General features: G+C 53.4%; 22 protein-coding genes, 3 rRNA genes and 1 pseudogene. 12 read left to right on the top strand and 14 right to left on the bottom strand.

Features of this window, described 5'->3' with window-relative positions:
* Positions 1-336 precede the first annotated feature (336 nt).
* The 3 genes from rrf to KDD30_RS16195 form a co-directional block, all read right to left on the bottom strand.
* Positions 337-452: ribosomal RNA gene (rrf, locus tag KDD30_RS16205) — 5S ribosomal RNA — on the bottom strand.
* Between the two features lie 244 nt (positions 453-696).
* Positions 697-3688, bottom strand: a 23S ribosomal RNA gene (locus KDD30_RS16200).
* A 325-nt stretch (positions 3689-4013) separates the two neighbouring features.
* Positions 4014-5564: ribosomal RNA gene (locus KDD30_RS16195) — 16S ribosomal RNA — on the bottom strand.
* The 16S, 23S and 5S rRNA genes sit together here, the layout of an rRNA operon.
* Before the next feature lie 515 nt (positions 5565-6079).
* Here KDD30_RS16195 and KDD30_RS16190 point away from each other — a divergent pair.
* On the top strand, positions 6080-6622 hold the full coding sequence (locus KDD30_RS16190) for a gamma carbonic anhydrase family protein (protein ID WP_211646747.1): 543 nt from the start codon (positions 6080-6082) through the stop codon (positions 6620-6622).
* A 2-nt stretch (positions 6623-6624) separates the two neighbouring features.
* On the opposite strand, the gene KDD30_RS16185 is transcribed toward KDD30_RS16190, so the two are convergent.
* The 4 genes from KDD30_RS16185 to tsaC are packed head-to-tail and all read right to left on the bottom strand — an operon-like array spanning position 6625 to position 9235.
* Positions 6625-6888: a DUF1488 domain-containing protein gene (locus KDD30_RS16185; protein ID WP_211646746.1), complete on the bottom strand. Its 264-nt coding sequence runs from the start codon at positions 6886-6888 to the stop codon at positions 6625-6627.
* Between the two features lie 10 nt (positions 6889-6898).
* Positions 6899-7738: a shikimate dehydrogenase gene (aroE, locus tag KDD30_RS16180; RefSeq protein WP_211646745.1), complete on the bottom strand. Its 840-nt coding sequence runs from the start codon at positions 7736-7738 to the stop codon at positions 6899-6901.
* A gap of 29 nt (positions 7739-7767) precedes the next feature.
* On the bottom strand, positions 7768-8670 hold the full coding sequence (gene hemF / locus KDD30_RS16175; RefSeq protein ID WP_211650115.1) for an oxygen-dependent coproporphyrinogen oxidase: 903 nt from the start codon (positions 8668-8670) through the stop codon (positions 7768-7770).
* Positions 8671-8677: 7 nt separating this feature from the next.
* Complete coding sequence (gene tsaC / locus KDD30_RS16170) at positions 8678-9235, bottom strand: L-threonylcarbamoyladenylate synthase type 1 TsaC (RefSeq protein ID WP_211646744.1); 558 nt, start codon at positions 9233-9235, stop codon at positions 8678-8680.
* Between the two features lie 197 nt (positions 9236-9432).
* On the opposite strand from tsaC, the gene purE reads away from it, so the two are divergent.
* The 3 genes from purE to KDD30_RS16155 all read left to right on the top strand — a co-directional run bounded on the left by purE (position 9433) and on the right by KDD30_RS16155 (position 11719).
* Entirely contained in the window at positions 9433-9921 is a 489-nt protein-coding gene (purE, locus tag KDD30_RS16165) for a 5-(carboxyamino)imidazole ribonucleotide mutase (protein WP_211646743.1), read from the top strand.
* Between the two features lie 2 nt (positions 9922-9923).
* Complete coding sequence (locus KDD30_RS16160; RefSeq protein WP_211646742.1) at positions 9924-11045, top strand: 5-(carboxyamino)imidazole ribonucleotide synthase; 1122 nt, start codon at positions 9924-9926, stop codon at positions 11043-11045.
* 152 nt (positions 11046-11197) lie between these two features.
* Positions 11198-11719 carry a prepilin-type N-terminal cleavage/methylation domain-containing protein gene (locus KDD30_RS16155; protein ID WP_211646741.1) on the top strand — a complete coding sequence of 174 codons (522 nt, stop codon included), beginning with the start codon at positions 11198-11200 and terminating at the stop codon, positions 11717-11719.
* 1 nt (position 11720) lies between these two features.
* On the opposite strand, the gene KDD30_RS16150 is transcribed toward KDD30_RS16155, so the two are convergent.
* From KDD30_RS16150 to KDD30_RS16130, 5 genes and pseudogenes are all read right to left on the bottom strand, one after another.
* The gene (locus KDD30_RS16150) at positions 11721-12290 is read right to left on the bottom strand and encodes a type I DNA topoisomerase (RefSeq protein WP_211646740.1); all 570 of its coding nucleotides are present in this window, start codon (positions 12288-12290) and stop codon (positions 11721-11723) included.
* Positions 12291-12321: 31 nt separating this feature from the next.
* Positions 12322-12795 (bottom strand): DUF494 family protein, encoded by a 474-nt coding sequence (locus tag KDD30_RS16145; RefSeq protein WP_211646739.1) that lies wholly within the window; start codon positions 12793-12795, stop codon positions 12322-12324.
* A 2-nt stretch (positions 12796-12797) separates the two neighbouring features.
* Positions 12798-13894: pseudogene (dprA, locus tag KDD30_RS16140) on the bottom strand (DNA-processing protein DprA).
* Positions 13884-14177, bottom strand: coding sequence for a hypothetical protein (locus tag KDD30_RS16135; protein ID WP_211646738.1), 294 nt, complete (start codon positions 14175-14177; stop codon positions 13884-13886). Before KDD30_RS16135 ends, dprA begins: the two are co-directional and overlap by 11 nt.
* On the bottom strand, positions 14174-14605 hold the full coding sequence (locus tag KDD30_RS16130; protein WP_211646737.1) for a hypothetical protein: 432 nt from the start codon (positions 14603-14605) through the stop codon (positions 14174-14176). Before KDD30_RS16130 ends, KDD30_RS16135 begins: the two co-directional genes overlap by 4 nt.
* Before the next feature lie 274 nt (positions 14606-14879).
* Between KDD30_RS16130 and def the strand changes: the two genes are divergently transcribed.
* The 5 genes from def (at position 14880) to KDD30_RS16105 (ending at position 20761) form a co-directional block, all read left to right on the top strand.
* Complete coding sequence (gene def, locus KDD30_RS16125) at positions 14880-15389, top strand: peptide deformylase (RefSeq protein ID WP_211646736.1); 510 nt, start codon at positions 14880-14882, stop codon at positions 15387-15389.
* A 15-nt stretch (positions 15390-15404) separates the two neighbouring features.
* Entirely contained in the window at positions 15405-16349 is a 945-nt protein-coding gene (fmt, locus tag KDD30_RS16120) for a methionyl-tRNA formyltransferase (RefSeq protein WP_211646735.1), read from the top strand.
* Positions 16350-16487: 138 nt separating this feature from the next.
* The gene (rsmB, locus tag KDD30_RS16115) at positions 16488-17786 is read left to right on the top strand and encodes a 16S rRNA (cytosine(967)-C(5))-methyltransferase RsmB (protein WP_211646734.1); all 1299 of its coding nucleotides are present in this window, start codon (positions 16488-16490) and stop codon (positions 17784-17786) included.
* 146 nt (positions 17787-17932) lie between these two features.
* Positions 17933-19309: a Trk system potassium transporter TrkA gene (trkA, locus tag KDD30_RS16110; protein WP_211646733.1), complete on the top strand. Its 1377-nt coding sequence runs from the start codon at positions 17933-17935 to the stop codon at positions 19307-19309.
* A 6-nt stretch (positions 19310-19315) separates the two neighbouring features.
* A complete protein-coding gene (locus tag KDD30_RS16105; protein WP_211646732.1) occupies positions 19316-20761 on the top strand; it encodes a TrkH family potassium uptake protein in 1446 nt (481 codons plus the stop codon).
* Positions 20762-20785: 24 nt separating this feature from the next.
* Here the strand turns inward: KDD30_RS16105 and KDD30_RS16100 are convergent, their stop codons facing one another.
* A complete protein-coding gene (locus KDD30_RS16100; RefSeq protein ID WP_211646731.1) occupies positions 20786-21454 on the bottom strand; it encodes a hemolysin III family protein in 669 nt (222 codons plus the stop codon).
* Positions 21455-21554: 100 nt separating this feature from the next.
* Positions 21555-22355, bottom strand: coding sequence for a sporulation protein (locus KDD30_RS16095; RefSeq protein ID WP_211646730.1), 801 nt, complete (start codon positions 22353-22355; stop codon positions 21555-21557).
* 158 nt (positions 22356-22513) lie between these two features.
* Between KDD30_RS16095 and KDD30_RS16090 the strand changes: the two genes are divergently transcribed.
* From KDD30_RS16090 to KDD30_RS16080, 3 genes are all read left to right on the top strand, one after another.
* Positions 22514-22780, top strand: coding sequence for a YihD family protein (locus KDD30_RS16090; protein ID WP_211646729.1), 267 nt, complete (start codon positions 22514-22516; stop codon positions 22778-22780).
* A 169-nt stretch (positions 22781-22949) separates the two neighbouring features.
* On the top strand, positions 22950-24380 hold the full coding sequence (ccoG, locus tag KDD30_RS16085) for a cytochrome c oxidase accessory protein CcoG (RefSeq protein WP_211646728.1): 1431 nt from the start codon (positions 22950-22952) through the stop codon (positions 24378-24380).
* Positions 24381-24481: 101 nt separating this feature from the next.
* A complete protein-coding gene (locus KDD30_RS16080; RefSeq protein WP_211646727.1) occupies positions 24482-25471 on the top strand; it encodes a serine/threonine protein kinase in 990 nt (329 codons plus the stop codon).
* Positions 25472-25521 lie beyond the last annotated feature (50 nt).

The following is a 25521-nucleotide window of genomic DNA, read 5'->3' as shown; positions in this document are numbered from 1 at the left end:
TTGACTGTGCCGGTAACCCTTTCAAGAAAGTGCTACCAATTGGTCACTCAGTTCACTGATAAAATCTTTTGACTGTATCATTGTCGAGTGCCCACACAGATTGCATGGTCAAATTGTTAAAGAACGTTGACTTTCAATACTTTAGCGCGTTTCGCTTCAGCAAGTCAGGACGCGTATATTACGCTTCCCTCATTTGAAGTCAAGACAAAATTTTCATCTTTTTTTATCCCGGTGAATTCCCGGTCAAAAGCAAAAAACTCTGTGTTGACTCCGCTCACCCCGGCGGGGTTCGAGCGAAGAAAAAGCCCGTCGCCGGACGGGCCTTTCAAAGAGAGAGCCTGGCGATGTCCTACTCTCACATGGGGAGACCCCACACTACCATCGGCGCTGCTGCGTTTCACGTCTGAGTTCGGCATGGGATCAGGTGGGTCCACAGCGCTATGGTCGCCAGGCAAAATTTGGTGAAAATCTTCCGCTTGTCCTAAAGCACGACCGCTGCGTTAAAGCCCTTTCTCACTCAGTTATGTACTCATGTACACGCCTTCGCTCGATTCAGCCTTTGCCTTGCTGCCGCACTTTATTCCTACGCTACCTACAGCGTGCGGAATCTTTTCCAATCATGGAAATCTGACTAGTGTTCTCAGCACATCATTCAAGTGCTTATGGAGTCCGTACTTCAAACCCTTTGGGTGTTGTATGGTTAAGCCTCACGGGCAATTAGTACAGGTTAGCTGAGCGCCTCACAACGCTTACACACCCTGCCTATCAACGTTCTAGTCTCGAACAGCCCTTCAGGAGACTTAAAGTCTCAGGGATGACTCATCTCAGGGCCAGCTTCCCGCTTAGATGCTTTCAGCGGTTATCTGTTCCGAACTTAGCTACCGGGCAATGCGTCTGGCGACACAACCCGAACACCAGCGGTTCGTTCACTCCGGTCCTCTCGTACTAGGAGCAACTCCCTTCAATCATCCAGCGCCCACGGCAGATAGGGACCGAACTGTCTCACGACGTTCTAAACCCAGCTCGCGTACCACTTTAAATGGCGAACAGCCATACCCTTGGGACCGACTTCAGCCCCAGGATGTGATGAGCCGACATCGAGGTGCCAAACACCGCCGTCGATATGAACTCTTGGGCGGTATCAGCCTGTTATCCCCGGAGTACCTTTTATCCGTTGAGCGATGGCCCTTCCATTCAGAACCACCGGATCACTATGACCTGCTTTCGCACCTGCTCGAACCGTCATTCTCGCAGTTAAGCGGGCTTATGCCATTGCACTAACCTCACGATGTCCGACCGTGATTAGCCCACCTTCGTGCTCCTCCGTTACGCTTTGGGAGGAGACCGCCCCAGTCAAACTACCCACCAGGCACTGTCCGCACCCCGGATAACGGGGCGACGTTAGAACATCAACACGACAAGGGTGGTATTTCAAGGACGGCTCCACAGATACTGGCGTACCTGCTTCGAAGCCTCCCACCTATCCTACACATGTAGGGTCAATGTTCAGTGCCAAGCTGTAGTAAAGGTTCACGGGGTCTTTCCGTCTAGCCGCGGGGACGCAGCATCTTCACTGCGATTTCAATTTCACTGAGTCTCGGGTGGAGACAGCGTGGCCATCATTACGCCATTCGTGCAGGTCGGAACTTACCCGACAAGGAATTTCGCTACCTTAGGACCGTTATAGTTACGGCCGCCGTTTACCGGGGCTTCGATCAAGAGCTTCTCCGAAGATAACCCCATCAATTAACCTTCCGGCACCGGGCAGGCGTCACACCGTATACGTCATCTTTCGATTTTGCACAGTGCTGTGTTTTTAATAAACAGTTGCAGCCACCTGGTATCTGCGACTGCCAGCAGCTCCAAGAGCAAGTCTCTTCACCGCCGGCAGCGTACCTTCTCCCGAAGTTACGGTACCATTTTGCCTAGTTCCTTCACCCGAGTTCTCTCAAGCGCCTTGGTATTCTCTACCCGACCACCTGTGTCGGTTTGGGGTACGATTCCTTACTATCTGAAGCTTAGAGGCTTTTCCCGGAAGCATGGCATCAATGACTTCACCACCGTGGTGGCTCGACATCGGGTCTCAGCCTTAAAGATGGTCCGGATTTGCCTAAACCATCAGCCTACACCCTTGAACCGGGACAACCGTCGCCCGGCCCACCTAGCCTTCTCCGTCCCCCCATCGCAATAGTAAGCAGTACGGGAATATTAACCCGTTTCCCATCGACTACGCCTTTCGGCCTCGCCTTAGGGGTCGACTCACCCTGCCCCGATTAACGTTGGACAGGAACCCTTGGTCTTCCGGCGTGGAGGTTTTTCACCCCCATTGTCGTTACTCATGTCAGCATTCGCACTTCTGATACGTCCAGCATGCCTTACAGCACACCTTCAGCCGCTTACAGAACGCTCCCCTACCCAATACGATTAAATCGCATTGCCGCAGCTTCGGTGTATCACTTAGCCCCGTTAAATCTTCCGCGCAGGCCGACTCGACCAGTGAGCTATTACGCTTTCTTTAAATGATGGCTGCTTCTAAGCCAACATCCTGGCTGTCTGAGCCTTCCCACATCGTTTCCCACTTAGTGATACTTTGGGACCTTAGCTGGCGGTCTGGGTTGTTTCCCTCTCCACGACGGACGTTAGCACCCGCCGTGTGTCTCCCGGATAGTACTTACTGGTATTCGGAGTTTGCAAAGGGTTGGTAAGTCGGGATGACCCCCTAGCCTTAACAGTGCTCTACCCCCAGTAGTATTCGTCCGAGGCGCTACCTAAATAGCTTTCGGGGAGAACCAGCTATCTCCAGGTTTGATTGGCCTTTCACCCCTAGCCACAAGTCATCCGCTAATTTTTCAACATTAGTCGGTTCGGTCCTCCAGTAAGTGTTACCTCACCTTCAACCTGCCCATGGCTAGATCACCTGGTTTCGGGTCTAATCCCAGCAACTGTACGCCCAGTTAAGACTCGGTTTCCCTACGGCTCCCCTAGATGGTTAACCTTGCTACTGAAATTAAGTCGCTGACCCATTATACAAAAGGTACGCAGTCACCCCATCACTAAGCCACCTCTGCTTGATTTTGTGTGTTGACCAACGCTGCGCGTTGTTAACCACAGTCAAACTGAAGTTCTTGCTGTCACTAAACTGCAATAGCTTAGTGATGGGGCTCCTACTGCTTGTACGTACACGGTTTCAGGTTCTATTTCACTCCCCTCACAGGGGTTCTTTTCGCCTTTCCCTCACGGTACTGGTTCACTATCGGTCAGTCAGGAGTATTTAGCCTTGGAGGATGGTCCCCCATCTTCAGACAAGATAACACGTGTCCCGTCCTACTCGTTTTCACGTTTAAGGTATCGTCGGTTACGGGGCTGTCACCCTGTATCGCGGCACTTTCCAGAGCCTTCACCTGACACAAAAAACGCTTAAGGGCTAATCCGGTTTCGCTCGCCGCTACTGCCGGAATCTCGGTTGATTTCTCTTCCTCGGGGTACTTAGATGTTTCAGTTCCCCCGGTTCGCCTCACCAGGCTATGTATTCACCTGATGATAACTGCTTATGCAGCTGGGTTTCCCCATTCGGAAATCGGTGACTCAAGTGGCTCTTACTGCCTCATCACCGCTTATCGCAAGTTAGTACGTCCTTCATCGCCTCTGACTGCCCAGGCATCCACCGTGTACGCTTAGTCACTTAACCATACAACCCCAAAGGGTCTGTATCGCAAACAACCAAGGTTTGATTTGTTTCGCCGGACTCACTTTGTGTTCACTTTTGAAAGGTGAACACAAAAAACACAAGACACTTGAATGTGTATTGCTTGAGAACTCTGTTTCTTTCGAAACAGTTTGATTCAATCGTCATATCGATTGAATTACTAGTCAGCTTTCCAGATTGTTAAAGAGCATTAAAGCAAACAGCTTTAATCAATAGCGAATGCTATTCATTAAGGCTTTCTGCTTTTCTTTAAACGATTTCACCAAGCAATCTGTGTGGACACTGCGATAACAACGCAGTCTTTAGGTAAGGAGGTGATCCAGCCCCAGGTTCCCTAGGGCTACCTTGTTACGACTTCACCCCAGTCATGAACCACACCGTGGTAAACGCCCTCCCGAAGGTTAAGCTATCTACTTCTGGTGCAGCCCACTCCCATGGTGTGACGGGCGGTGTGTACAAGGCCCGGGAACGTATTCACCGTGGCATTCTGATCCACGATTACTAGCGATTCCGACTTCATGGAGTCGAGTTGCAGACTCCAATCCGGACTACGACGTACTTTGTGGGATTCGCTCACTATCGCTAGTTGGCCGCCCTCTGTATACGCCATTGTAGCACGTGTGTAGCCCTACTCGTAAGGGCCATGATGACTTGACGTCGTCCCCACCTTCCTCCGGTTTATCACCGGCAGTCTCCCTGGAGTTCCCACCCGAAGTGCTGGCAAACAAGGATAAGGGTTGCGCTCGTTGCGGGACTTAACCCAACATTTCACAACACGAGCTGACGACAGCCATGCAGCACCTGTCTCAGAGTTCCCGAAGGCACCAATCCATCTCTGGAAAGTTCTCTGGATGTCAAGAGTAGGTAAGGTTCTTCGCGTTGCATCGAATTAAACCACATGCTCCACCGCTTGTGCGGGCCCCCGTCAATTCATTTGAGTTTTAATCTTGCGACCGTACTCCCCAGGCGGTCTACTTAACGCGTTAGCTCCGAAAGCCAGTGTTCAAGACACCAACCTCCAAGTAGACATCGTTTACGGCGTGGACTACCAGGGTATCTAATCCTGTTTGCTCCCCACGCTTTCGCATCTGAGCGTCAGTCTTTGTCCAGGGGGCCGCCTTCGCCACCGGTATTCCTTCAGATCTCTACGCATTTCACCGCTACACCTGAAATTCTACCCCCCTCTACAAGACTCTAGCATGCCAGTTCCAAATGCGATTCCGAGGTTGAGCCCCGGGCTTTCACATCTGGCTTAACACGCCGCCTGCATGCGCTTTACGCCCAGTAATTCCGATTAACGCTCGCACCCTCCGTATTACCGCGGCTGCTGGCACGGAGTTAGCCGGTGCTTCTTCTGCAGCTAACGTCAAAGATGGTATCTATTAAACACCACCTCTTCCTCACTGCTGAAAGTGCTTTACAACCCGAAGGCCTTCTTCACACACGCGGCATGGCTGCATCAGGGTTTCCCCCATTGTGCAATATTCCCCACTGCTGCCTCCCGTAGGAGTCTGGACCGTGTCTCAGTTCCAGTGTGGCTGATCATCCTCTCAGACCAGCTAGGGATCGTCGCCTAGGTGAGCCGTTACCCCACCTACTAGCTAATCCCACCTGGGCCAATCTTAGCGCGCGAGGCCCGAAGGTCCCCCGCTTTGCTCCGTAGAGATTATGCGGTATTAGCCATCGTTTCCAATGGTTATCCCCCACACTAAGGCATGTTCCCAGGCATTACTCACCCGTCCGCCGCTCGCCGCCCATCAACGCACCCGAAGGATTGTTGATGTCGCTGCCGCTCGACTTGCATGTGTTAGGCCTGCCGCCAGCGTTCAATCTGAGCCATGATCAAACTCTTCAATTAGAATTTTGTTGCCTCTCCGAAGAGAAGCGGCTCAGTGATTACTGATGTTTCAACCGAAGTTGAAACGAATTGACTGTGCCGGTAACTCTTTCAAGAAAGTGCTACCAATTGGTCACTCAGCTCACTGATAAAATCTTTTGACTGTATCATTGTCGAGTGCCCACACAGATTGCATGGTCAAATTGTTAAAGAACGTTTTGTTTCACATTGAATCTTGTGATTCAACTCTCGAAACGGGCGGCCATTCTATCGAATCAAAATGAAGTGTCAAACACTTTATTCAATTTAATTTCTTGCCGCTTACCTCTCCGGACCGAACCGCTTTCTGCCGTTCCTCCGTGTCGGTGAGGCGGCATTATAGAGAGTTCGATCACGTTGGCAATAGCCAAATTGAAATAAATTCATCATTCTTGATCAAACGGACAATATTCATGCAACATACCGAATTTTCGATGGTATAAACACCGCTGAACTTGAAAGTAACGCTGTCTGCACACCCAAAAAGAGGTACCCCCATGCAAAACTCACTTCGACCTTATCAAGGCATTCGCCCGACACTCGGTGAAAAAGTCTATGTCGACTCATCAGCAGTGCTGGTTGGGGAGATTCACTTGGCCGATCACAGCAGCATTTGGCCACTCGTTGCAGCGCGCGGGGATGTGAACCACATCCGAATCGGTGAGCGGACCAACATCCAGGACGGCACGGTGCTACACGTCACCCGAAAAAGCGACAGCAATCCTGATGGCCATCCTCTTATTATTGGTGATGATGTGACAATTGGCCACAAAGCCATGCTTCATGGGTGCAGGGTCGGGAACCGGGTTCTGGTCGGGATGGGTGCCATTATTCTGGATGCTGCGGTGATTGAAGATGATGTAATCATTGGGGCAGGGACATTGGTACCACCCGGGAAGATTTTACAGAGCGGGTATTTGTATGTGGGCAGTCCGGCGAAACAAGCCAGACCCCTCACAGAAGCTGAACTGGCTTTTCTGCCACAATCCGCTGACAACTATGTTCGGCTCAAAAATGAATATCTGGCCGAAGCAGACTAAGTTCAGCCGAGTTCAATGTCTCCCGCGGCGTTGAATGCTTCTTCTTCGATCAGAGATTCAGCCATCTCTTCCAGATCAAAGCGGTATTCGGCAAAGGCGGTCAGTATGGCTGCCTCATCCGACAGGGAAGAACCCGCTTGATTTTCCAGCCAAGCAAGACTGACCCAGCACCGGATCAACGCTCCGGCTTGCTGTGCCGGAAAGCAAACGGCCTTGCGCTCGCTGTCCCAGGTTTGCAGATCAGCAAACAATATATCCTGATTCATGATGACTCTTTTATTTTGTTTGAAGAGAACGACGCAGTTCACGCAGTACTTGTTCGGTACCCGGGCGTATGCCACGCCATAACAAAAAGCTTTCCGCCGCCTGACCCACCAGCATCCCAAGACCATCGATGACCTGACTGGCTCCGAGTTGTGCTGCCCATTGATTAAACGTAGTTTGCGTTTGTCCGTAAACCATGTCGTAGCAGACCACATCCGGGTGAATCAATATCTCCGGAATACCCGGTAATGACTGACTGAGGCTGGCCGACGTTGAATTGATAATCAGGTCATAAGGCTGTGACTCGGACAGATCCTCCAGTGCCAGTGCAGAGACCTCACCATGGGGGGCAAATAAATCGGCCAGCTCAACCGCTTTCGTCAGGGTCCGGTTTGTAATCGTCAGGCTTGCCGGTTGCTGAGCCAGCAGCGGTAAAATCACACCGCGAGCAGCGCCCCCGGCACCCACCAGCAGAATCCGTTTCTCATTGAATCCCACATGATGGCGCAGGAGATCCTGCACCAGGCCCTCACCATCCGTGTTATCTCCCAGAATTCCGCCATCGTCGAGTTTCTTGAGCGTGTTCACCGCACCCGCCAATTGCGCCCGTTCGGTCAGTTGGTTTGCATAGGCAAAAGCCTGCTCTTTAAATGGCACAGTAATATTGCAGCCACGGCCCCCCTGAGCAAAGAACTGATCGGCCGCAGCCCGGAATGCCTCCAAAGGCACCAGCTGCGCTTCATAGTTCATGTGCTGTGCTGTCTGGCGTGCAAACAGTGTGTGAATAAACGGGGACTTACTCTGGGCAATCGGGTTGCCGAAAACGGCATACTGGTCCTTGTCCTGACTCATGGCTGCAAATTTTCCTTAACTAACGATAATTACCAGTCACGCGGGGTGAGGTATGTATACAAACGGGCTTCCTGAGAATCGGCTTCCGGCTGGTAACAATACTCCCAGCGCGCCAGCGGCGGCATGGACATCAGAATCGATTCCGTCCGGCCACCACTTTGCAGGCCAAATAAAGTGCCGCGATCGTAAACCAGATTAAATTCAACATAACGGCCACGACGATACAACTGAAACTCACGTTCACGCTCACCAAACGGCGTTGCGGCCCGCTTTTCAACAATCGGCAGATAGGCATCCAGAAATCCCAGACCCACTGCCTGCATATACGCAAAGCTTTTCTCAAAGCCCCACTGATTCAGATCATCAAAGAACAAGCCGCCAACACCACGGGTTTCCTGACGGTGGGGCAGGAAGAAGTATCGATCACACCAGGCTTTATGTTCGGCATAAACCTCTTCACCAAAAGGCGCGCAGAGATCTTTTGCGACCTGATGCCAGTGACGACAATCTTCTTCAACCGGGTAGAATGGGGTCAGATCGAACCCACCGCCAAACCACCAGACCGGATCTTCACCCTCTTTTTCGGCAATAAAGAAGCGGACATTGGCATGAGACGTCGGAATATGCGGATTCTTCGGGTGAATGACCAGAGAGACGCCCATGGCTTCAAAACGACGACCAGCCAGTTCCGGCCGATGTGCCGTTGCAGATGCGGGCATCTGAGCGCCATAAACATGGGAGAAATTCACGCCGCCCTGTTCAAACACCGCGCCATGGCGAATCACCCGGCTGCGGCCACCGCCACCTTCTTCACGTTCCCAGCTGTCTTCAACAAAGCGGGCCTCGCCATCCTGCGCTTCCAGCGCCTGGCAAATCTTGTCCTGGAGTTCGAGGAGAAACGCCTTCACGGCGTGTTTATTGACGTCTTGCATGCGTTCTTTATCCCTGTCGGAAAATTTGTCCTGTGGCAGCATCGCGAATTTCGGATGGATTGTCACGGCCACCGGTCTCACCGTGCAAAATCGTTTTCAAATGCGCGCCCAACTGTGCTTGTACTTCCTGCACATTCCGGCAAGGCGGCTCACCGGTCAGATTGGCACTGGTTGACGTGAGTGGTTTGCCGAATGTCCGGCAAAGCTGCTGAACCAGCGGATGATCCGTCACCCGGACGGCAATAGTCGAAAACTGCCCGGTCAGAAAAGCAGGCACGCCAGGTTTGGTTGGCATCACCCAGGTCACCGGGCCGGGCCAGGTCGCAAAAATCTTCGCTTTTTGCGCTTCCGTTAGCTGGCTGTCATCAATATAAGGGGCAAGCTGATCATAATCAGCTGCAATCAGAATCAGCCCCTTTTCCACCGGGCGTTGTTTGAGTGCCAGTAACCGACTGACGGCTTCCGGGTTATCCGGATCACATCCGACACCAAACACAGCTTCTGTCGGGTAGGCAATAACTTCACCTTGCTCCAGCGCGGTGACCACTTGGCTTAAATTATCCACACGATCCTCAATGCGTTAACGCCGGCCATATCTGCTGGCAGCGGCTGAAATGAACTGAGGGCTATTTTAAACGAATCTCAGCGAACTGCACCCATTGGACGCCAGAGCGCGACGCAAACGTTTTCCTTAAACAAAAATCTCCGTATAATGCGCCCCAAACCCTCGTGCCTGATTCACATAACCCTAAGGAGTTCGGGATGAAAGTCGGTATTATTATGGGCTCAAAATCTGACTGGCCAACCATGCAACATGCAGCTGAGATGCTGGAGCGATTCAATATCGCGTATGAAACCCGGGTGGTTTCCGCGCACCGGACTCCGCATCTGCTGGCAGAATATGCTGAAACCGCCCATGAGCGCGGTATTTCCGTCATTATCGCCGGCGCTGGCGGTGCAGCGCATCTGCCGGGGATGACAGCGGCCTATACCAGCCTTCCGGTACTGGGCGTTCCGGTCCAGTCTCGCGCCCTGAAAGGGCTGGACTCACTGTTATCCATTGTCCAGATGCCAAAAGGTGTGGCCGTCGGCACACTGGCGATTGGGGAAGCTGGCGCGGCCAATGCCGGTCTACTGGCCGCACAGATTATCGGCACGCAAGATGCAGGCGTGATGGCTGCCATTGATGCCTTCCGCAAAGCACAAACAGAAACCGTACTCAGCCAACCGGATCCATCTGAGGAAGTCTGAGCATGAAAAAGGTTCTGGTATTAGGCGCAGGTCAGCTCGCCCGTATGATGGCACTGGCAGGCGCACCACTGAATATCGATGTTGTCGCCTATGACGTAACCAGTGGTCAGGTTGTTCATCCACTCACTCTGGCACCGGTTCTTTCCGGACTGGACAATGCCATCCGCTATGCCGATGTGATCACAGCTGAATTTGAACATGTACCGCACGATGTGCTCGACGCCTGTGAAGCCAGTGGCAAGCTGAAACCCGGTGCTGCAGCGATTAAAGCCGGTGGCGATCGCCGGATTGAAAAGGCCCTGCTGGATCAGGCAGGCGTGGCAAATGCCCGGTATCAGCTGATCAACGCAGAAACGGATCTGGTTGCAGCATCCCAGCACATCGGCTTGCCGCTGGTGCTGAAAAGCTCACTCGGGGGCTATGACGGCAAAGGTCAGTGGCGCCTGAAAACGGCCGACCAGATCCCGGCCGTCTGGCAGGACATTGCGGCATTTCTGGCCGACGCGCCAGCGCAGTCCATTGTTGCAGAAGCTTTCGTGCCCTTTCAGCGGGAAGTCTCCCTGATTGGTGCACGCAATCAGGCCGGCGACACAGCCATCTACCCGCTGACGGAAAATGTACATACCGACGGTGTCCTCAGCCGCTCGCTGGCGCTGGAAACACAGGGTGATTTACAGCAGCAGGCAGAAGGCATGTTCAATGCAGTCGCAGAGACCCTCGGGTATGTGGGCGTGCTGGCCATTGAGTTCTTTGATGTAAACGGAACATTGCTGGTCAATGAAATCGCGCCTCGGGTGCACAATTCCGGTCACTGGACCCAACAGGGTGCCGATACCTGCCAGTTTGAAAATCACTTACGCGCCGTGTGCGATTTGCCCTTAGGGAATACCAAGGCCATCCGCAGTACCGTCATGATTAACATTCTGGGTGAAGACACGGTTCCAACTGATGTACTGGCACTGCCGGGCTGCCATATTCACTGGTATGGCAAAGAAAAAAGGGCAGGGCGCAAAATGGGTCATATTAATGTCACAGCTGCCAGTCATAATGAACTGGTTCAGACTCTGGACACGCTGGCTCAGCATCTCCCGAGCGACAGCTTTCCTGTTGTCCGTCTCAGTTGAGCCACACAACTCCCCCTGAAAGTCAAAAAGCCAGCAAACGCTGGCTTTTTTCTTCTGACAGGGCACATTCGCAAGACTTCTCATCTGGAATTTATTCAACCTGACTGGGTCCTTAGATACAGAAATTTCTGTTTGTAAGGGTCAGCATTCATATGAGAAATAAGGGATTCACATTAATTGAGCTCGTTGTTGTTATTGTCATCATCGGTATTCTCGCTGTCTACGCAGCACCCCGTTTTTTAAATTTACAAAGTGATGCCCGTATTTCAGCACTCAATGGACTCAAAGCGGCGATAGAAGCAGGTATCGGTGAATTATATGGATTAGCAACGATTCAACAGGTCGAACATAGCCCCAATGCAAATGTGATTCTCCGCGATGGCACATTGGTCGCCACCCGTTTTGGCTACCCTGGTTCAGATATCAGCATTAGTGCAATCGTAGAAGGGCTGGGCGATTTCCCATTTGCGCCGTCGGGAAACGGTGGGGACTGGTTTTTATTAATCGCCGGAACGAGCAATGATTCTGTTTTAGCGCGATATAGTCTGGAAAGTCTGTACGGGGATGCCAGTCTATCAGAAGCCATCGGTGCAATAGATTGTACAGTCACTTATCAGCTAAATCTGAATGCGGACAGGCCTTCACCGACGGTGACAGTCGATGAAAATTGTTGAGTCAGTTCTGCTGCAAATGCTGACACTTGCGGTTTGCACACTGCTTTTTCTCACCGCCAGATAGCTTTTTGAGCACCAACAAAGGATAGCCACAAGCTTCACAGGGGCCCTCTATTGGCTGTGCGTTCAGCACAAACTTACACTTGGGATAGCTGTCACAGCCATAAAACACCTTGCCATGGCGGCTGTTCCGCTTCACCAGATGGCCAGTACCACATTCAGGACATGGCCGGGCAGGTTCGTCGTCCACTGAACCTGAAGAGGAGACTTTCTGGGGCTCAATATGGTTACACTCAGGATAATGGCTGCAGCCAATGAACATGCCGTAACGCCCCTGACGCAAAACAAGCTCGTGCTGACACGCCGGGCAAGGGACACCGAGAGCTTTCACAATATGGCCATCATTGTGGTGCAAAGGCTTGATGTAATCGCAGGCCGGATAGGCACTACAGCCCAAAAACGGACCGTGTTTTCCATGGCGCAATAACAGAGCCGCCCCGCATTGTGGGCAGGGCGTCTCATCATGAACTGGTTGCGCATTAAAGAGATCAGGATTGATTTTACTGGCCATACGTCAGGCCTTGTCTCCTGTGAATTGGCAATTAATGCAGATATCCGTCTTCCGCTCCGTAGAGCAGCTCTTCCATTTGACTGTAAGCACTTTCATTTCCGGGTGCATTAAAGAGCACCATCAGAATGATCCATTTCAGATCATCTAACACAAACTCTGCGGTTTCGAGTTCCATGACCCGATCGACCACCATTTCACGCGTTTCAGAACTCAGCACATGGATCTGTTCAAGATAAGTCAGAAAACCACGGCAGGCCACATCCAGACGATTCATTTCTTCCGGGGTATAAATACGGATGGAAGTCACCGCACTGGTATTCATGTACGGGGTATGGTCGGTATCCTGAAGTGCAGCAAGTTTCTCTAACCAAGTCAGTGCTTTATAGATGTCTTCCTGATGAAATCCTGCTCGCAGCAGCTCTTCAGACAATTCGTCCTGATCCACCATCAATTCAGCGTCGCTGTGAATATAGGTTTCAAACAGGTACATGAGTATATCCATCATGACTAGCCCCTCCTCGATCTGATATAGCCACCGGGCACTGAGGTGACAACCCCTTGCAATTCTAATTCCAGTAATTGCGTCATCACTTCATGGACAGGTTGTGCACAGCGTTCAGCAACCACATCTACGGGTGTTGCTTCATTGCCTACGTTAGCCAACACCGCATTAAATGGCAATTGCTCATTTTCAGGATGTGGCAGCGATACGCTCATTTGACTACTTTTCGCACAATCGGTGAGTGTACCAACCTCCTCAAAGATATCGACCGGACTTTCCACCAGTTTAGCACCGGATTTTATCAAGGCGTTACATCCTTTGCTTCCAGGTGCATAAATCGACCCAGGCAAGGCAAAAACTTCGCGATCTTGCTCCAAAGCATACCGGGCGGTGATCAAAGAACCACTTTTCAAAGCAGCTTCCACTACCAGCACTCCCACAGACAGGCCACTGATAATCCGGTTTCGGCGGGGAAAATGCTGTGGGCGAGGTGGCTCAGAGGGCCAGAACTCAGAGACAAGTGCCCCTTGTTCGACAATTTGCCCTGCCAGCGCCCGGTGTGAGGCCGGATAGATCCGATTCAGCCCGGCACCTAATACCGCTACAGTGGCACCACCGTTTTTCAGTGCACTGTCATGGGCGTGGCCATCAATCCCCAGCGCCAGACCACTGGTGACCACATAGTCAGCCGCCACCATCGCCGCCGCAAAATCCCGGGCGGCTTCCCGGCCATCCAGACTCGCAGTCCGGCTGCCGACAATCGCCAGTTGCGGCTCGAGCAACCATTTAGGCTCTCCCCGGACAAAGAGCACGGGGGCGGAGAACTGATTTCCTTAAGCAGTCGCGGATAGCCCGGATCACCGAGCACCACGGCATGCTGGTTCTCTTGCTCACACCAGCGCAATGCCTCACTCAGCCGCGCCTGATTCGGCTGACGCAGCTGTGCAATTTGAGCGGCTTTCAGACCCAGCGCCAGTAAGGCCTGATCAGGCAAGCGACGAATCTCAGTCACACTGCCATGCTGCAGCAACTGACAAATTCGCTGACCACCCAAGCCTGATACTGCGGCCAGTGCCAGCCAGTCTTCGTGCTCACTTTTCATGTGATGGGATCCACTGAGCCACATCGCCCGTCTGAATAGGGCCCTCTCCCGATAACACCCGCGCCAGGCTCAGGTGCATGGCGGCCTGATGAACCTCAACCTCAGCGACCACTGGCTGCCCAAGCACATTGCGATCGATTCGCCAGCGCTGCCCGGCGGCCAGGCCATCCCGCGTCCCCCGATCTAACACCAGCCAGTCCTGCGGCGCCAAATAATGCTGCTTATACAGGCCGCCTACCACACGGGCGGTCGAGACAGGTGGTTCTGCTGTCGTCTTTTTCATCTCAGAGAAAGCAGAGGGGTTTCAGTGCGCGCCAGCAAGTAATCACCTGCTCTAACCTCCTGAATACCATCTTCAATCGATAACCGACTGCCCTGCGTTGTATGTCCGATCACCGTCGCCCGGGCAACCGGCAGCATCCCCCAGAATGGACTGGCCGAAGGATCGCCCGCAACATGATCATGCTCAGTCAGAGGAAAGCTTCGGCCCGGTCGATAAATGCCCCACTGGCTACCCAAGGGCAACGCGTCCGGCACATGAAGCACATCTTCCTGCACCAGATATTCCCTGCCATGCAAAACCGGCACAATACGCGGTGCGATGGCCTTGTCTGCCGATGAAATCAGTGCCGCCTGAAGCCGCCCGGATGCGTGCGCGTCACCAAGGCAAAGCATCATCCAGCACATCCCGAACCAGCCGAGCCTTGTCATCTGTGATTCCTCTGTGGGCTGAAAAATAAGGAAAACACCCTGCCAGCACGCTCTGGAATCGACCAGACGAACCCACAATCTCCCCATACGTTTGCGGCAGATTTCTCGGTTTTCTTTCTGCTTTTTCAGCACGGGAATCGCCCGCAGCGGCTGACCTCACAGGTTGGGAGCACGCCGCAAGGGATGGCAAAAGCTGTTATTTGAAGTTGAAAATGACTAGAATTAGAGCAAATCAAGTGAATCTCTTTTTATACGTCTATTTTTACGGGAATCTATGTCTGTACTAAACGTGTTAACTTTCCCAGATGATCGCCTGCGGACGGTTGCCAAGCCGGTCGAAGCGGTGACACCTGAAATCCAGAAAATCGTCGACGACATGCTGGACACCATGTATGACGAGGACGGGATCGGCCTGGCGGCCACTCAGGTAGATATTCATCAGCGCATTGTCGTCATTGATATATCGGAAGAGCGCGACCAGCCGATGGTGCTGATCAACCCGGAAATTCTGGAAAAACGCGGTGAAGACGGGATTGAAGAAGGCTGCCTGTCGGTACCGGGTGCGCGTGCACTGGTTCCACGTGCTGCAGAAGTCACCGTACGTGCTTTCGATCGCGACGGCAAAGAATATACCTTCGAAGCGGACGATCTGCTGGCCATTTGTGTGCAGCACGAACTGGACCATCTGGCAGGAAAACTGTTTGTGGATTACCTGTCTCCGCTCAAACGCCAGCGTATCCAGAAAAAACTGGAAAAAATGAAGCGCTACCAAGAGCAAATCTAAGAAGCCGAGGTTATCTTGAGCCAACCGTTACGTATCGTCTTTGCTGGTACGCCTGATTTCGCCGCCCGTCATCTGGCGGCGTTATTGTCTTCTCAGCACGACATCATTGCTGTTTATACCCGTCAGGACCAACCTGCCGGACGGGGAAAAAAACTGACCGCCAGCCCGGTCAAACAACTGGCGCTGGAACATGACATTCCGGTCTACCAACCCAAAACCTTGCGCGATGAAGCAGCACAACAAGAACTGGCAAGCCTGAATGCCGACATCATGATCGTTGTCGCCTATGGTTTGATTCTGCCAAGCGTTGTGCTGGATACGCCGCGCCTGGGCTGTATCAACGTCCATGGTTCAATTCTGCCTCGCTGGCGGGGTGCTGCGCCGATTCAGCGGGCCATCTGGGCTGGCGATGCAGAAACCGGCGTCACCATCATGCAGATGGATGAAGGCCTCGATACCGGCGATATGCTGAAAATCGCTTCGCTGCCGATCGAATCCACCGACACCAGCGCCAGCATGTACAACAAGCTGGCTGAACTCGGCCCACAGGCATTGCTGGCCTGTCTGGACGATATTGCTGCCGGACGTGCGATTCCGGAGAAACAAAACGACGAACGGGCGAACTACGCTGAGAAGCTCAGTAAAGAAGAAGCCAAAATCGACTGGTCCATGGATGCCGATGCCATCGAACGTTGCATCCGCGCATTTAACCCGTGGCCGATGAGCTTTTTTGAAGTGGCCGGACAAAATGTCAAAGTCTGGCAGGCTGCTGTCGAAGCAGACAACCAGAACCAGGCTCCGGGCACCATCCTGTCTGCCGACAAGCAGGGGATAGTGGTTGCGACCGGTCAGGGCGCGCTGCGTCTGACGCAATTGCAGCCCCCGGGGAAAAAAGCCATGGCCGCACAGGATTTGCTGAACTCTCGCCATGAGTGGTTCACGCCGGGTACTGTGCTGTAATTTCAGCGTCCAGTCCGGATATCTCAGCCAGTGAACCTTGCATTTGCATGTTGCACTGGCTTTTTCTTTCGTCGCTCCGGCGGCAGAATCGCTGCATCTCAGCAGCGTTCAGATGAACATCGAGTCAGGAACACATTCATGAATGTAAGAGCTGCTGCAGCCCAGGTGATCTATCAGGTGGTGGATCAGGGTCAATCGCTTTCTGTTGCCTTGCCTGCAGCACAACAGGAAATCAAACCCCGCGATCAGGCATTACTGCAAGAGATTTGCTATGGAGTGCTGCGCTGGCTGCCACGCCTGGAAAGCATTACCCAGTCTCTGATGGACAAACCACTCAAAGGCAAGCAGCGCGTCTTTCACCATCTGATTCTGGTGGGCCTGTATCAGCTGAGCTTTATGCGGATCCCGGCTCATGCTGCGGTTGCAGAAACCGTCGATGCCACCAAAACGCTGAAGAAGCCTCAGCTGCGGGGCCTGATCAATGCCATCCTGCGAAACTATCAGCGCCAGCAGGAAACGCTGGACCACCAGGCCATGCAGCATGATGCGGGTCGATACGGTCATCCGGGCTGGCTGCTGAAAATGTTGCGTGCCCACTACCCGGACCAGCTTGATGCCGTTACCGCTGCCAACAACACCAAGGCCCCCATGTGGCTGCGGGTGAACCATCGTCATCATGAGCGCACACAATATCTGGCTTTACTGGAAGCCGAGAACATCAGTGCCACTGAACATCCGCAAGCGGCAGATGCGCTGCAACTGACCCGGGCCTGCGATGTTCAGCAACTGCCGGGCTTTGCCGAAGGCTGGGTTTCCGTACAGGATGCCGCCGCTCAGTTAGCGGTCGACTACCTGCAGCCGCAGGCGGGTGAACTGATTCTGGATTGCTGTGCTGCACCCGGCGGAAAAACAGCCCATATTCTGGAGCGGGTGCCTGATGCGCGCGTGGTCGCCATCGACAGTGACGAACATCGTCTGCTTCGCGTGAAAGAAAACCTGCAACGCCTGAAACTGGACGCTGAGGTGCTGTGCGCAGACGCGCGCTATCCGCAGCAATGGTGGCAGGGTGAAGCATTCGACCGTATTCTCCTTGACGCACCGTGTTCGGCCACCGGGGTGATCCGTCGCCATCCGGATATCAAATGGCTGCGTCGCGCCGAAGATATTGAGGCACTGGCCAGTCTGCAGGCCGAGATTCTGGATGCGATGTGGCAGCAACTGAAACCGGGCGGTACTCTGGTGTACGCAACCTGCTCCATCATGCCGCAGGAAAACCGGGAACAGGTGACAGCGTTTCTGGCCCGGACCGCAGATGCATCTCTGGCCGATCGGGCAGACAACGGCAGTGAAACGGCGCCGGGACGACAAATCCTGCCGGGCGAATCGGACATGGACGGCTTTTACTATGCCGTGCTGAAAAAGCAGCCACACGCCTGAAAACCATCACGAGAGCAGCAGCGTTCATGACAAAACTGTAAAGTTAAGTCTTTGTGCAAACTGGCTAAAAATGCTGCTTCTCTTGTCAAGGCAGTGTAACCTTACGGCAACAGCATCGATCTGAGAGCATTCATCAGGCAACAGCTATGAAAATTATCATCCTAGGCGCAGGTCAGGTCGGCGGTACGCTGGCAGAGAATCTGGTCGGCGAGAACAACGACATTACCATTGTCGACGCAAACCCGGAGCGATTACGGGAATTGCAGGACAAATACGACTTACGGGTCGTGCAGGGCTATGCAAGCCATCCCCGGACCTTACGCGATGCCGGGGCGCAAGACGCAGACATGCTGGTTGCCGTGACCAATTCTGACGAAACCAACATGATTGCCTGCCAGATCGCCTTCTCACTCTTCAACACCCCCAACCGGGTTGCCCGGATCCGGTCACCGGAATACCTCAAAGAAAAACATCAGCTGTTCCATACCGATGCCGTCCCGGTCGATCATCTGATTGCGCCGGAAGAGCTGGTGACCGGTTATATCGAACGTCTGATCGCTTATCCGGGTGCGCTGCAGGTGGTTGGATTCGCCGACAACAAAGTCGGACTGGTTGCCGTCAAAGCCTACTATGGGGGCCCGCTGGTCGGGAATGCACTCTCCGCACTGCGTGAGCATATGCCTCATGTCGACACCCGGGTCGCAGCCATTTTCCGTCAGGGCCGGCCCATTCGTCCGCAGGGCACCACTATTATCGAAGCCGATGACGAAGTTTTCTTCGTGGCAGCCAGCAACCACATCCGCTCCGTGATGAGTGAACTGCAACGGCTGGAAAAGCCATACAAACGTCTGATGATTGTCGGCGGCGGGAATATCGGAGCCGGTCTGGCCAAGCGGCTTGAAAACAGCTACAGCGTGAAACTGATTGAGCGCAACCCACAGCGGGCGGAAAGCCTGTCGGAAATGCTGACCAACACCATTGTTTTCTGTGGTGATGCCTCCGATCAGGAGCTGCTGAGCGAAGAACATATCGAGCAGATTGACGTCTTCATTGCCGTCACCAACGATGATGAAGCCAACATCATGTCGGCGATGCTGGCCAAACGGATGGGCGCCAAAAAAGTCATGGTGCTGATCCAGCGCGGTGCTTACGTCGATCTGGTGCAGGGCGGCACCATTGATATTGCGATTTCGCCGCAGCAAGCCACCATTTCTGCGTTGCTGACCCATGTCCGCAAAGCCGATATCGTCAACGTGTCCTCCCTGCGACGGGGTGCAGCCGAAGCGATTGAAGCCATTGCGCACGGTGATTCCACCACCTCCAAAGTGGTGGGCAAAGCGATCGGCGACATCAAACTGCCACCGGGCACCACGATAGGTGCCATCGTTCGGGGAGAAGAAGTGCTGATTGCCCATGACCGCACTGTGATCGAGCAGGATGACCACGTGGTGATGTTCCTGGTCGATAAGAAATATATCCCTGATGTGGAGCGTCTGTTCCAGCCTAGCCCGTTCTTCCTCTGAGCCGCTATGGTTAACTTACGACCCATTCTCTTTGTGATCGGGCTAGTCTTATCCAAGATCGCCCTGTTCATGTATCTGCCCACCATTCTGGCCTTTCTGACCGGGACAGGGGGCTTTATCGATTTTGCCACAGCCGTCATTATCACCCATATCGTCGCGTTTGCCTGCCTGACATTCGGCAAGGTCCGGGAATTCAAACTCGGGGTGCGGGATATGTTCCTGCTGACGACACTGGTCTGGACGGTGGCCAGCGCCTTTGCCGCGCTGCCTTTCATGCTGATCAACCACATCAGTTTCACTGACGCCTATTTCGAGACCATGTCCGGCATTACAACCACAGGCTCAACGGTGTTAAGCGGGCTGGATGACATGGCCCCCAGTATTTTGCTGTGGCGTTCCACCCTGCAATGGCTGGGCGGGATTGGCTTTATTGTGATGGGGGTTGCCATTCTGCCGATGCTGAATGTCGGGGGGATGCGCCTGTTCCAGACGGAATCGTCTGACTGGTCGGAGAAAAGCTCGCCCCGGACCAAAAACGTCGCCAAGAATATCGTCACGGTTTATCTCAGTCTGACCATGATGTGTGTGCTGGGCTACATGGTGGCAGGCATGAACACCTTCGATGCCATCAACCACGCCTTTACCACCTTGTCGACCGGGGGGTATTCCACCTCAGACGGCTCGATGAATCATTTTTCCAATGCAGCGCACTGGGTGGCCATCATCTTCATGTTTGCCGGGGGACTGCCATTTTTACTGTTCGTCCAGGCGCTGCGAAAACGCCAGCCGGGATCGCTGCTCCGCGACGCGCAGGTCCGTGGCTACACGATGACCGTGCTGATCGTCAGTCTGATGGTGACCATGTGGCTGTGCTGGAAAGACGGCTATGCCTTCACCGACGCCCTTCGGGTCTCCCTGTTCAATATTATTTCCGTCGTCACGACCACAGGCTTCGGGCTGGAAGACTTCACCGCCTGGGGCGCATTCCCGACCGTGGTTTTTGCCTTCATGATGCTGGTGGGCGGCTGTTCCGGTTCGACCGCCGGGGGATTTAAGGTCTTCCGCTTTCAGATTGCCATCGCATTACTTCGGAAGCAGCTGATGCAGCTCATTCATCCGTCCGGGGTATTCATTCAGCGCTATAACCAGCGCCCGGTGACAGACGGCATCGTGCGTTCCGTGGTTGCCTTTGCACTGACGTTTATCATGACCATTATCATCATTGCTGCCTTGCTGGCGATGCTGGGGCTGGATCCGGTCACCAGTATCAGTGGTTCCGTGACCGCAGTTGCGAATGTCGGACCGGGGATGGGTGAGGTGATTGGCCCGACCGGCAACTTTGCACCGCTGCCGGACGCTGCCAAATGGATCCTGAGTCTGGGTATGCTGATGGGCCGGCTGGAAATTCTGACCGTGCTTGTGCTGGCATTTCCGGCGTTCTGGAAAAACTGATACAGCCCGGTCAGTACACCGGGCTCAGCCGAACAATCCGGCTGTCGGCGCGACGTACAGGTAAATGGCCAGGAAATGGCAGACGGTGCCGCCCAGCACGAACAGGTGCCAGATTGCGTGGTTGTACGGGATCTGCTGATTGACATAAAACACCACGCCCAGCGAATACACCACACCGCCCGCAGCCAGCAGCACCAGACCGGCCGTCGACATCGCCATCGCCAGCGGATAAACCGCCACCAGAGACAACCAGCCCATCGCCAGATAGATCACCAGCGACAAACGTTTGAAGCGATAGACAAACGCGACTTTGAAAATAATCCCCAGCAGAGCAACGGTCCAGATCACTGCCATCAGAGTGACCGCCAATGGCGTCCGTAAAGTTATCAGCAGGAAAGGCGTGTACGTTCCGGCAATCAACAGATAAATCGCACAGTGATCCAACGTCTTCAGAACCCGCTTGGCGCCATCAAAAGGAATCGCGTGATAGAGCGTTGAGGCCAGATAAAGCAGGATCATACTGGCCCCGTAAATACTCAGGCTGGCAATACTCAGCGCGTCGGCATTCACCTCGACTGCCCGCATCAGCAGCATGACCAGAGCCACGATACCGAAAATCATGCCCGCGCCATGACTGAGGCTGTTTGCCACTTCTTCGGCAACGGTATAGGGAGCGTTTTGCTGTCTGGCCATGTAAATTATCCATTGTCACGTCAATTGCCAGCAGTATGGCACAGTTTAGCTTACACGTGTAAGCTGAATTTCATGACAAGGCTGTGACAAGGATACCAACTCAGTCCGACGGATCATCGACTTGCGCCAGATATGCCACAACACGTTCCCCGGCTTCAGATGGTGGGAGCGTCAGTGGTATGGTCAGCTCCCGTTTCAGCTCATGACTGCCGATCAGGCTGGCCAGCATGCCGCTCACCCCTCGTTGACGGCGGTCAATCGAGAACCAGAGTTTCAGTTCATCCCCCTCAATCTGAGTGATCAGCTCCAGCTCCCGCCAGCGACCGTGAAACGGCCCGTCCACCGGCACAAACTCAAACACCTGAACAAATGGCAGGGCAAACCCGGCTGCTGCCTCGCACTCCACCTGTAAAATCCGGAAGCCGCTCTGCTCCAGTGCGGTGAACACCCCATCCAGTAACGGGTCAGGCCGAATGGTCAGCGGATCTTTATCTTTGGGATCCAGAACCAGCGGCACATCCAGATGAGTTTCCAGCCAAACACCCGAATCGCCGATCGTGATGGGCGTATTGCTCGGCAATTCAAAACGGCATTCAAACTGACGCTGCTCACCTGCACCGATTGTAAAAGCTTCCGGCAGATGCCATTGCGCCAGCGTAAACGTTTTGTGCACCTTTTCCAGCCGCCGCTCGCTGTCTCCACGACTGACCGGCACTTCGTCCTCATACCGGCAACAGAGGTACAGATGGACATGATGAACCGACTGGTCAACCTTGCCGCCTTTGACATGGATTTGTATCGGTAATGTCTGACCAGGCAGCAGCACTTCAGTCTCCAGAACCGTGTCAACACGGGCGCCACCCAACCCCAGACTGGCCAGCGTTTTATGAAAAAGTGACATCTCGACTCCTTGTCAGTGTGCTTCGGGTGTGTTCATTTATGAAACCAGTTTATCTGCCCGATCCGGGTTCATCAAGCCGCAGCTCATGCTCTGATTTTGGGCAGAGATTGACCTCTGGTATCATCCACACAAAGTATAAGTTTAATCAGGAAGCAAAGATGGCCGAACACCGTATTTCAGAATTGCTGACCCTGCTGGCTCCTTACTGGCAGCAGCATCCAGAGTTAAACCTGACGACCGTCCTGGCCCAACTGGCACAGGAAGCCGGCTTTCATGGCAGTCTGGAAGCGCTGAGTGACGACATGCTGATTTACCAGCTCAAGATGGGGCAGACGGAAAAATCAGCCATGATCCCAGGACTGGCGAAAGACTGCGAACCGGATTTTAAAACAGCCTTGCTGAAGGCGCGCGGCGTCCTCAAATAAACCACATCGTTAATAAGCTTTTATTCGTGGGTTTTTGAGCGAGGTAGAATATTCAACCAGTTAGATAAGATATAATCCGGATTTATTACAACCGATATCATGATTGCCCAGGCCATGCACCCGGGCAACAGTCGCCGAAATGAACGGCAATGCCCAAGGAAGCAATGTCATGAGCCAAGAGAGAATCAAAATCAAGGATGTGACTCCACAGGAGTTCAATCCGAAAACCCACAAAGGCGGCGATGACCGCTTCAACCCCAGCAACCGCATTTACGTGCGGGCGATGAAAGGGGTTTACCAACAGCTGCGCCAGCGAATGGGCTGGGTCATGATGGGACTGTTTCTGATTCTGCCCTGGATCACTTACAACGACCGTCAGGCCATCCTGCTCGATATTGGCCGTCAGCAGTTTACGATTTTTGGCACCACCTTCTGGCCACAGGATCTGACCCTGCTTGCCTCGCTGTTAATGGTCGCGGCCTTTGCCCTATTTTTTGTCACCACTTTCCTGGGCCGTGTCTGGTGCGGTTATATGTGTCCGCAAACCGTCTGGACCTTCATCTACATCTGGTTTGAGGAGAAACTCGAAGGCCCGGCGAACAAACGCCGGACACAGGACAGCAAAGCAATCACCCGTGAGCTCGCGCTCCGCAAGACCCTCAAACACGTCGCCTGGCTGGCCGTCGCGCTGATCAGCGGCCTGACCTTTGTCGGTTATTTCCTGCCTATCCGTGAGCTGGTGACCGGTTTCTTTACCTTGAACACCAGTATGCTGGCCGCGTTCTGGGTCCTGTTTTTCACCTTCTGTACCTACGGCAATGCAGGCTGGATGCGCTCCATCGTGTGTATTCACATGTGTCCGTATTCACGCTTCCAGTCCGCGATGTTCGACAAAGATACCTATATCGTCGGCTATGATGCTGAACGGGGTGAGAAACGTGGCCCACGTTCACGGAAGAAAGATCCGAAAGAACTGGGACTGGGTGACTGTATCGACTGTAATCTCTGTGTTCAGGTCTGTCCGACCGGGATTGATATCCGGGATGGTCTGCAATATGAGTGCATCAACTGTGGTGCCTGTGTCGATGCCTGTAACCAGACCATGGACAAAATGGGCTACCCGCGCGATCTGATCACTTACACCACAGAGCACAAACTGGAAGGCAAGAAAACCCGGGTGCTGCGACCCAAACTCATTGGTTATGGCGCCGTGATGCTGGCCATGTTTGGTCTGATGGCCTTCCTGATCGCCAACGTTCAACCGATGGGGCTGGATGTGATCCGGGATCGAAACCAGCTGTTCCGCATCAATACAGAAGGACTGGTCGAGAACACCTACACCCTGAAAATTCTCAACAAAACGCAGCAAAGTGCAACCTATCAGCTGAGTGTAACCGGGCTGGAAGACGTGCAGTGGTATGGTCCGAAACAGGTGGAAGTCAACGCCGGTGAGATCTATAACCTGCCGATCAGTCTGGGCGTTGACCCGTATGAACTGGACAAGCCGATTGTGGATATCCAGTTCGTTATGGAACTCCAGCAAGACGAAGAGACAGAGCGTCTGATCACAGACAGCCGTTTTATCGGGGAACTGCGATAACCCAGGTTTGGGTGCAAAGTTCAGTAAATTAAGGGCCGGTTACGGCCCTTTTTCATTATGCTGTATACTGATGCAACCTTTTTCAAGATGGCTGTAACACCATGACAGCACACGATGATTTCAGCTTTGCTGATCTGACGCCGGATCAGCTGCTCAATGCACTGGAAAGTATCGGTATCTACGCCGCTTCCGGGCTGTTGCCACTCAACAGCTACGAAAACCGCGTTTATCAGTTTACCAGCGACGAAGGACAACGGTTCGTCACCAAGTTTTATCGTCCGCAGCGCTGGACAGATACGCAGATTCAGGAAGAGCATGACTTTGCCGCCGAGCTGGCCGGGCAGGATATCCCGCTGGCCGCGCCCATCGCAATCGGGGGCCATACACTGCACCACTTCGAGCAACACCGGTTTGCGCTGTTTCCCAGCGTCGGCGGCAGGGAATTCGAAGTCGATAACTTTGATCAGCTGGAGCAGGTCGGTCGCTTTCTGGGCCGGATCCACAAAGTCGGTCAACACAAGGCCTTCGCACACCGGCCAACCTTAGGGTTGGATGAATACCTGCATCAGCCCAGAGCACTGCTGGAACAGTCAACTTTCATTCCGACACATCTGGAAAATGCTTTCTTTCAGGATTTAGATCGTCTGATTAAAGCCCTGAGCGAACGCTGGCACAACGACTGGCACACGCAACGCATTCACGGCGACTGCCATCCGGGCAATATTTTATGGCGCGACGGCCCGCTGTTTGTCGATTTAGATGATGCCCGCAATGGCCCGGCCGTGCAGGATTTGTGGATGCTGCTCAACGGCAGCCGTGCCGATCAATTGGCGCAGCTGGATATCCTGCTGGAAGCCTACAGCGAGTTTTCCGATTTTGATGCCCGTGAATTGCAACTTATTGAACCATTACGTGGTCTTAGGATGGTGCATTACATGGCATGGTTAGCAAAACGCTGGCAAGATCCGGCGTTTCCGCGTGCATTTCCCTGGTTTGCAGATGCAAAATACTGGGAAGGGCAGGTGCTGGCCATTAAAGAACAACTGGCAGCCCTTGAAGAGCCGCCTTTACAGCTGATGCCACAATGGTAATCAGACTGACTTGAACCACAGGGCAGTGCCTGATAAAAGGTATTGCATTG

This window comes from Photobacterium sp. GJ3 (assembly GCF_018199995.1).
GTDB lineage: Bacteria > Pseudomonadota > Gammaproteobacteria > Enterobacterales > Vibrionaceae > Photobacterium.
This window is presented reverse-complemented; position numbering and strand designations above follow the sequence as displayed.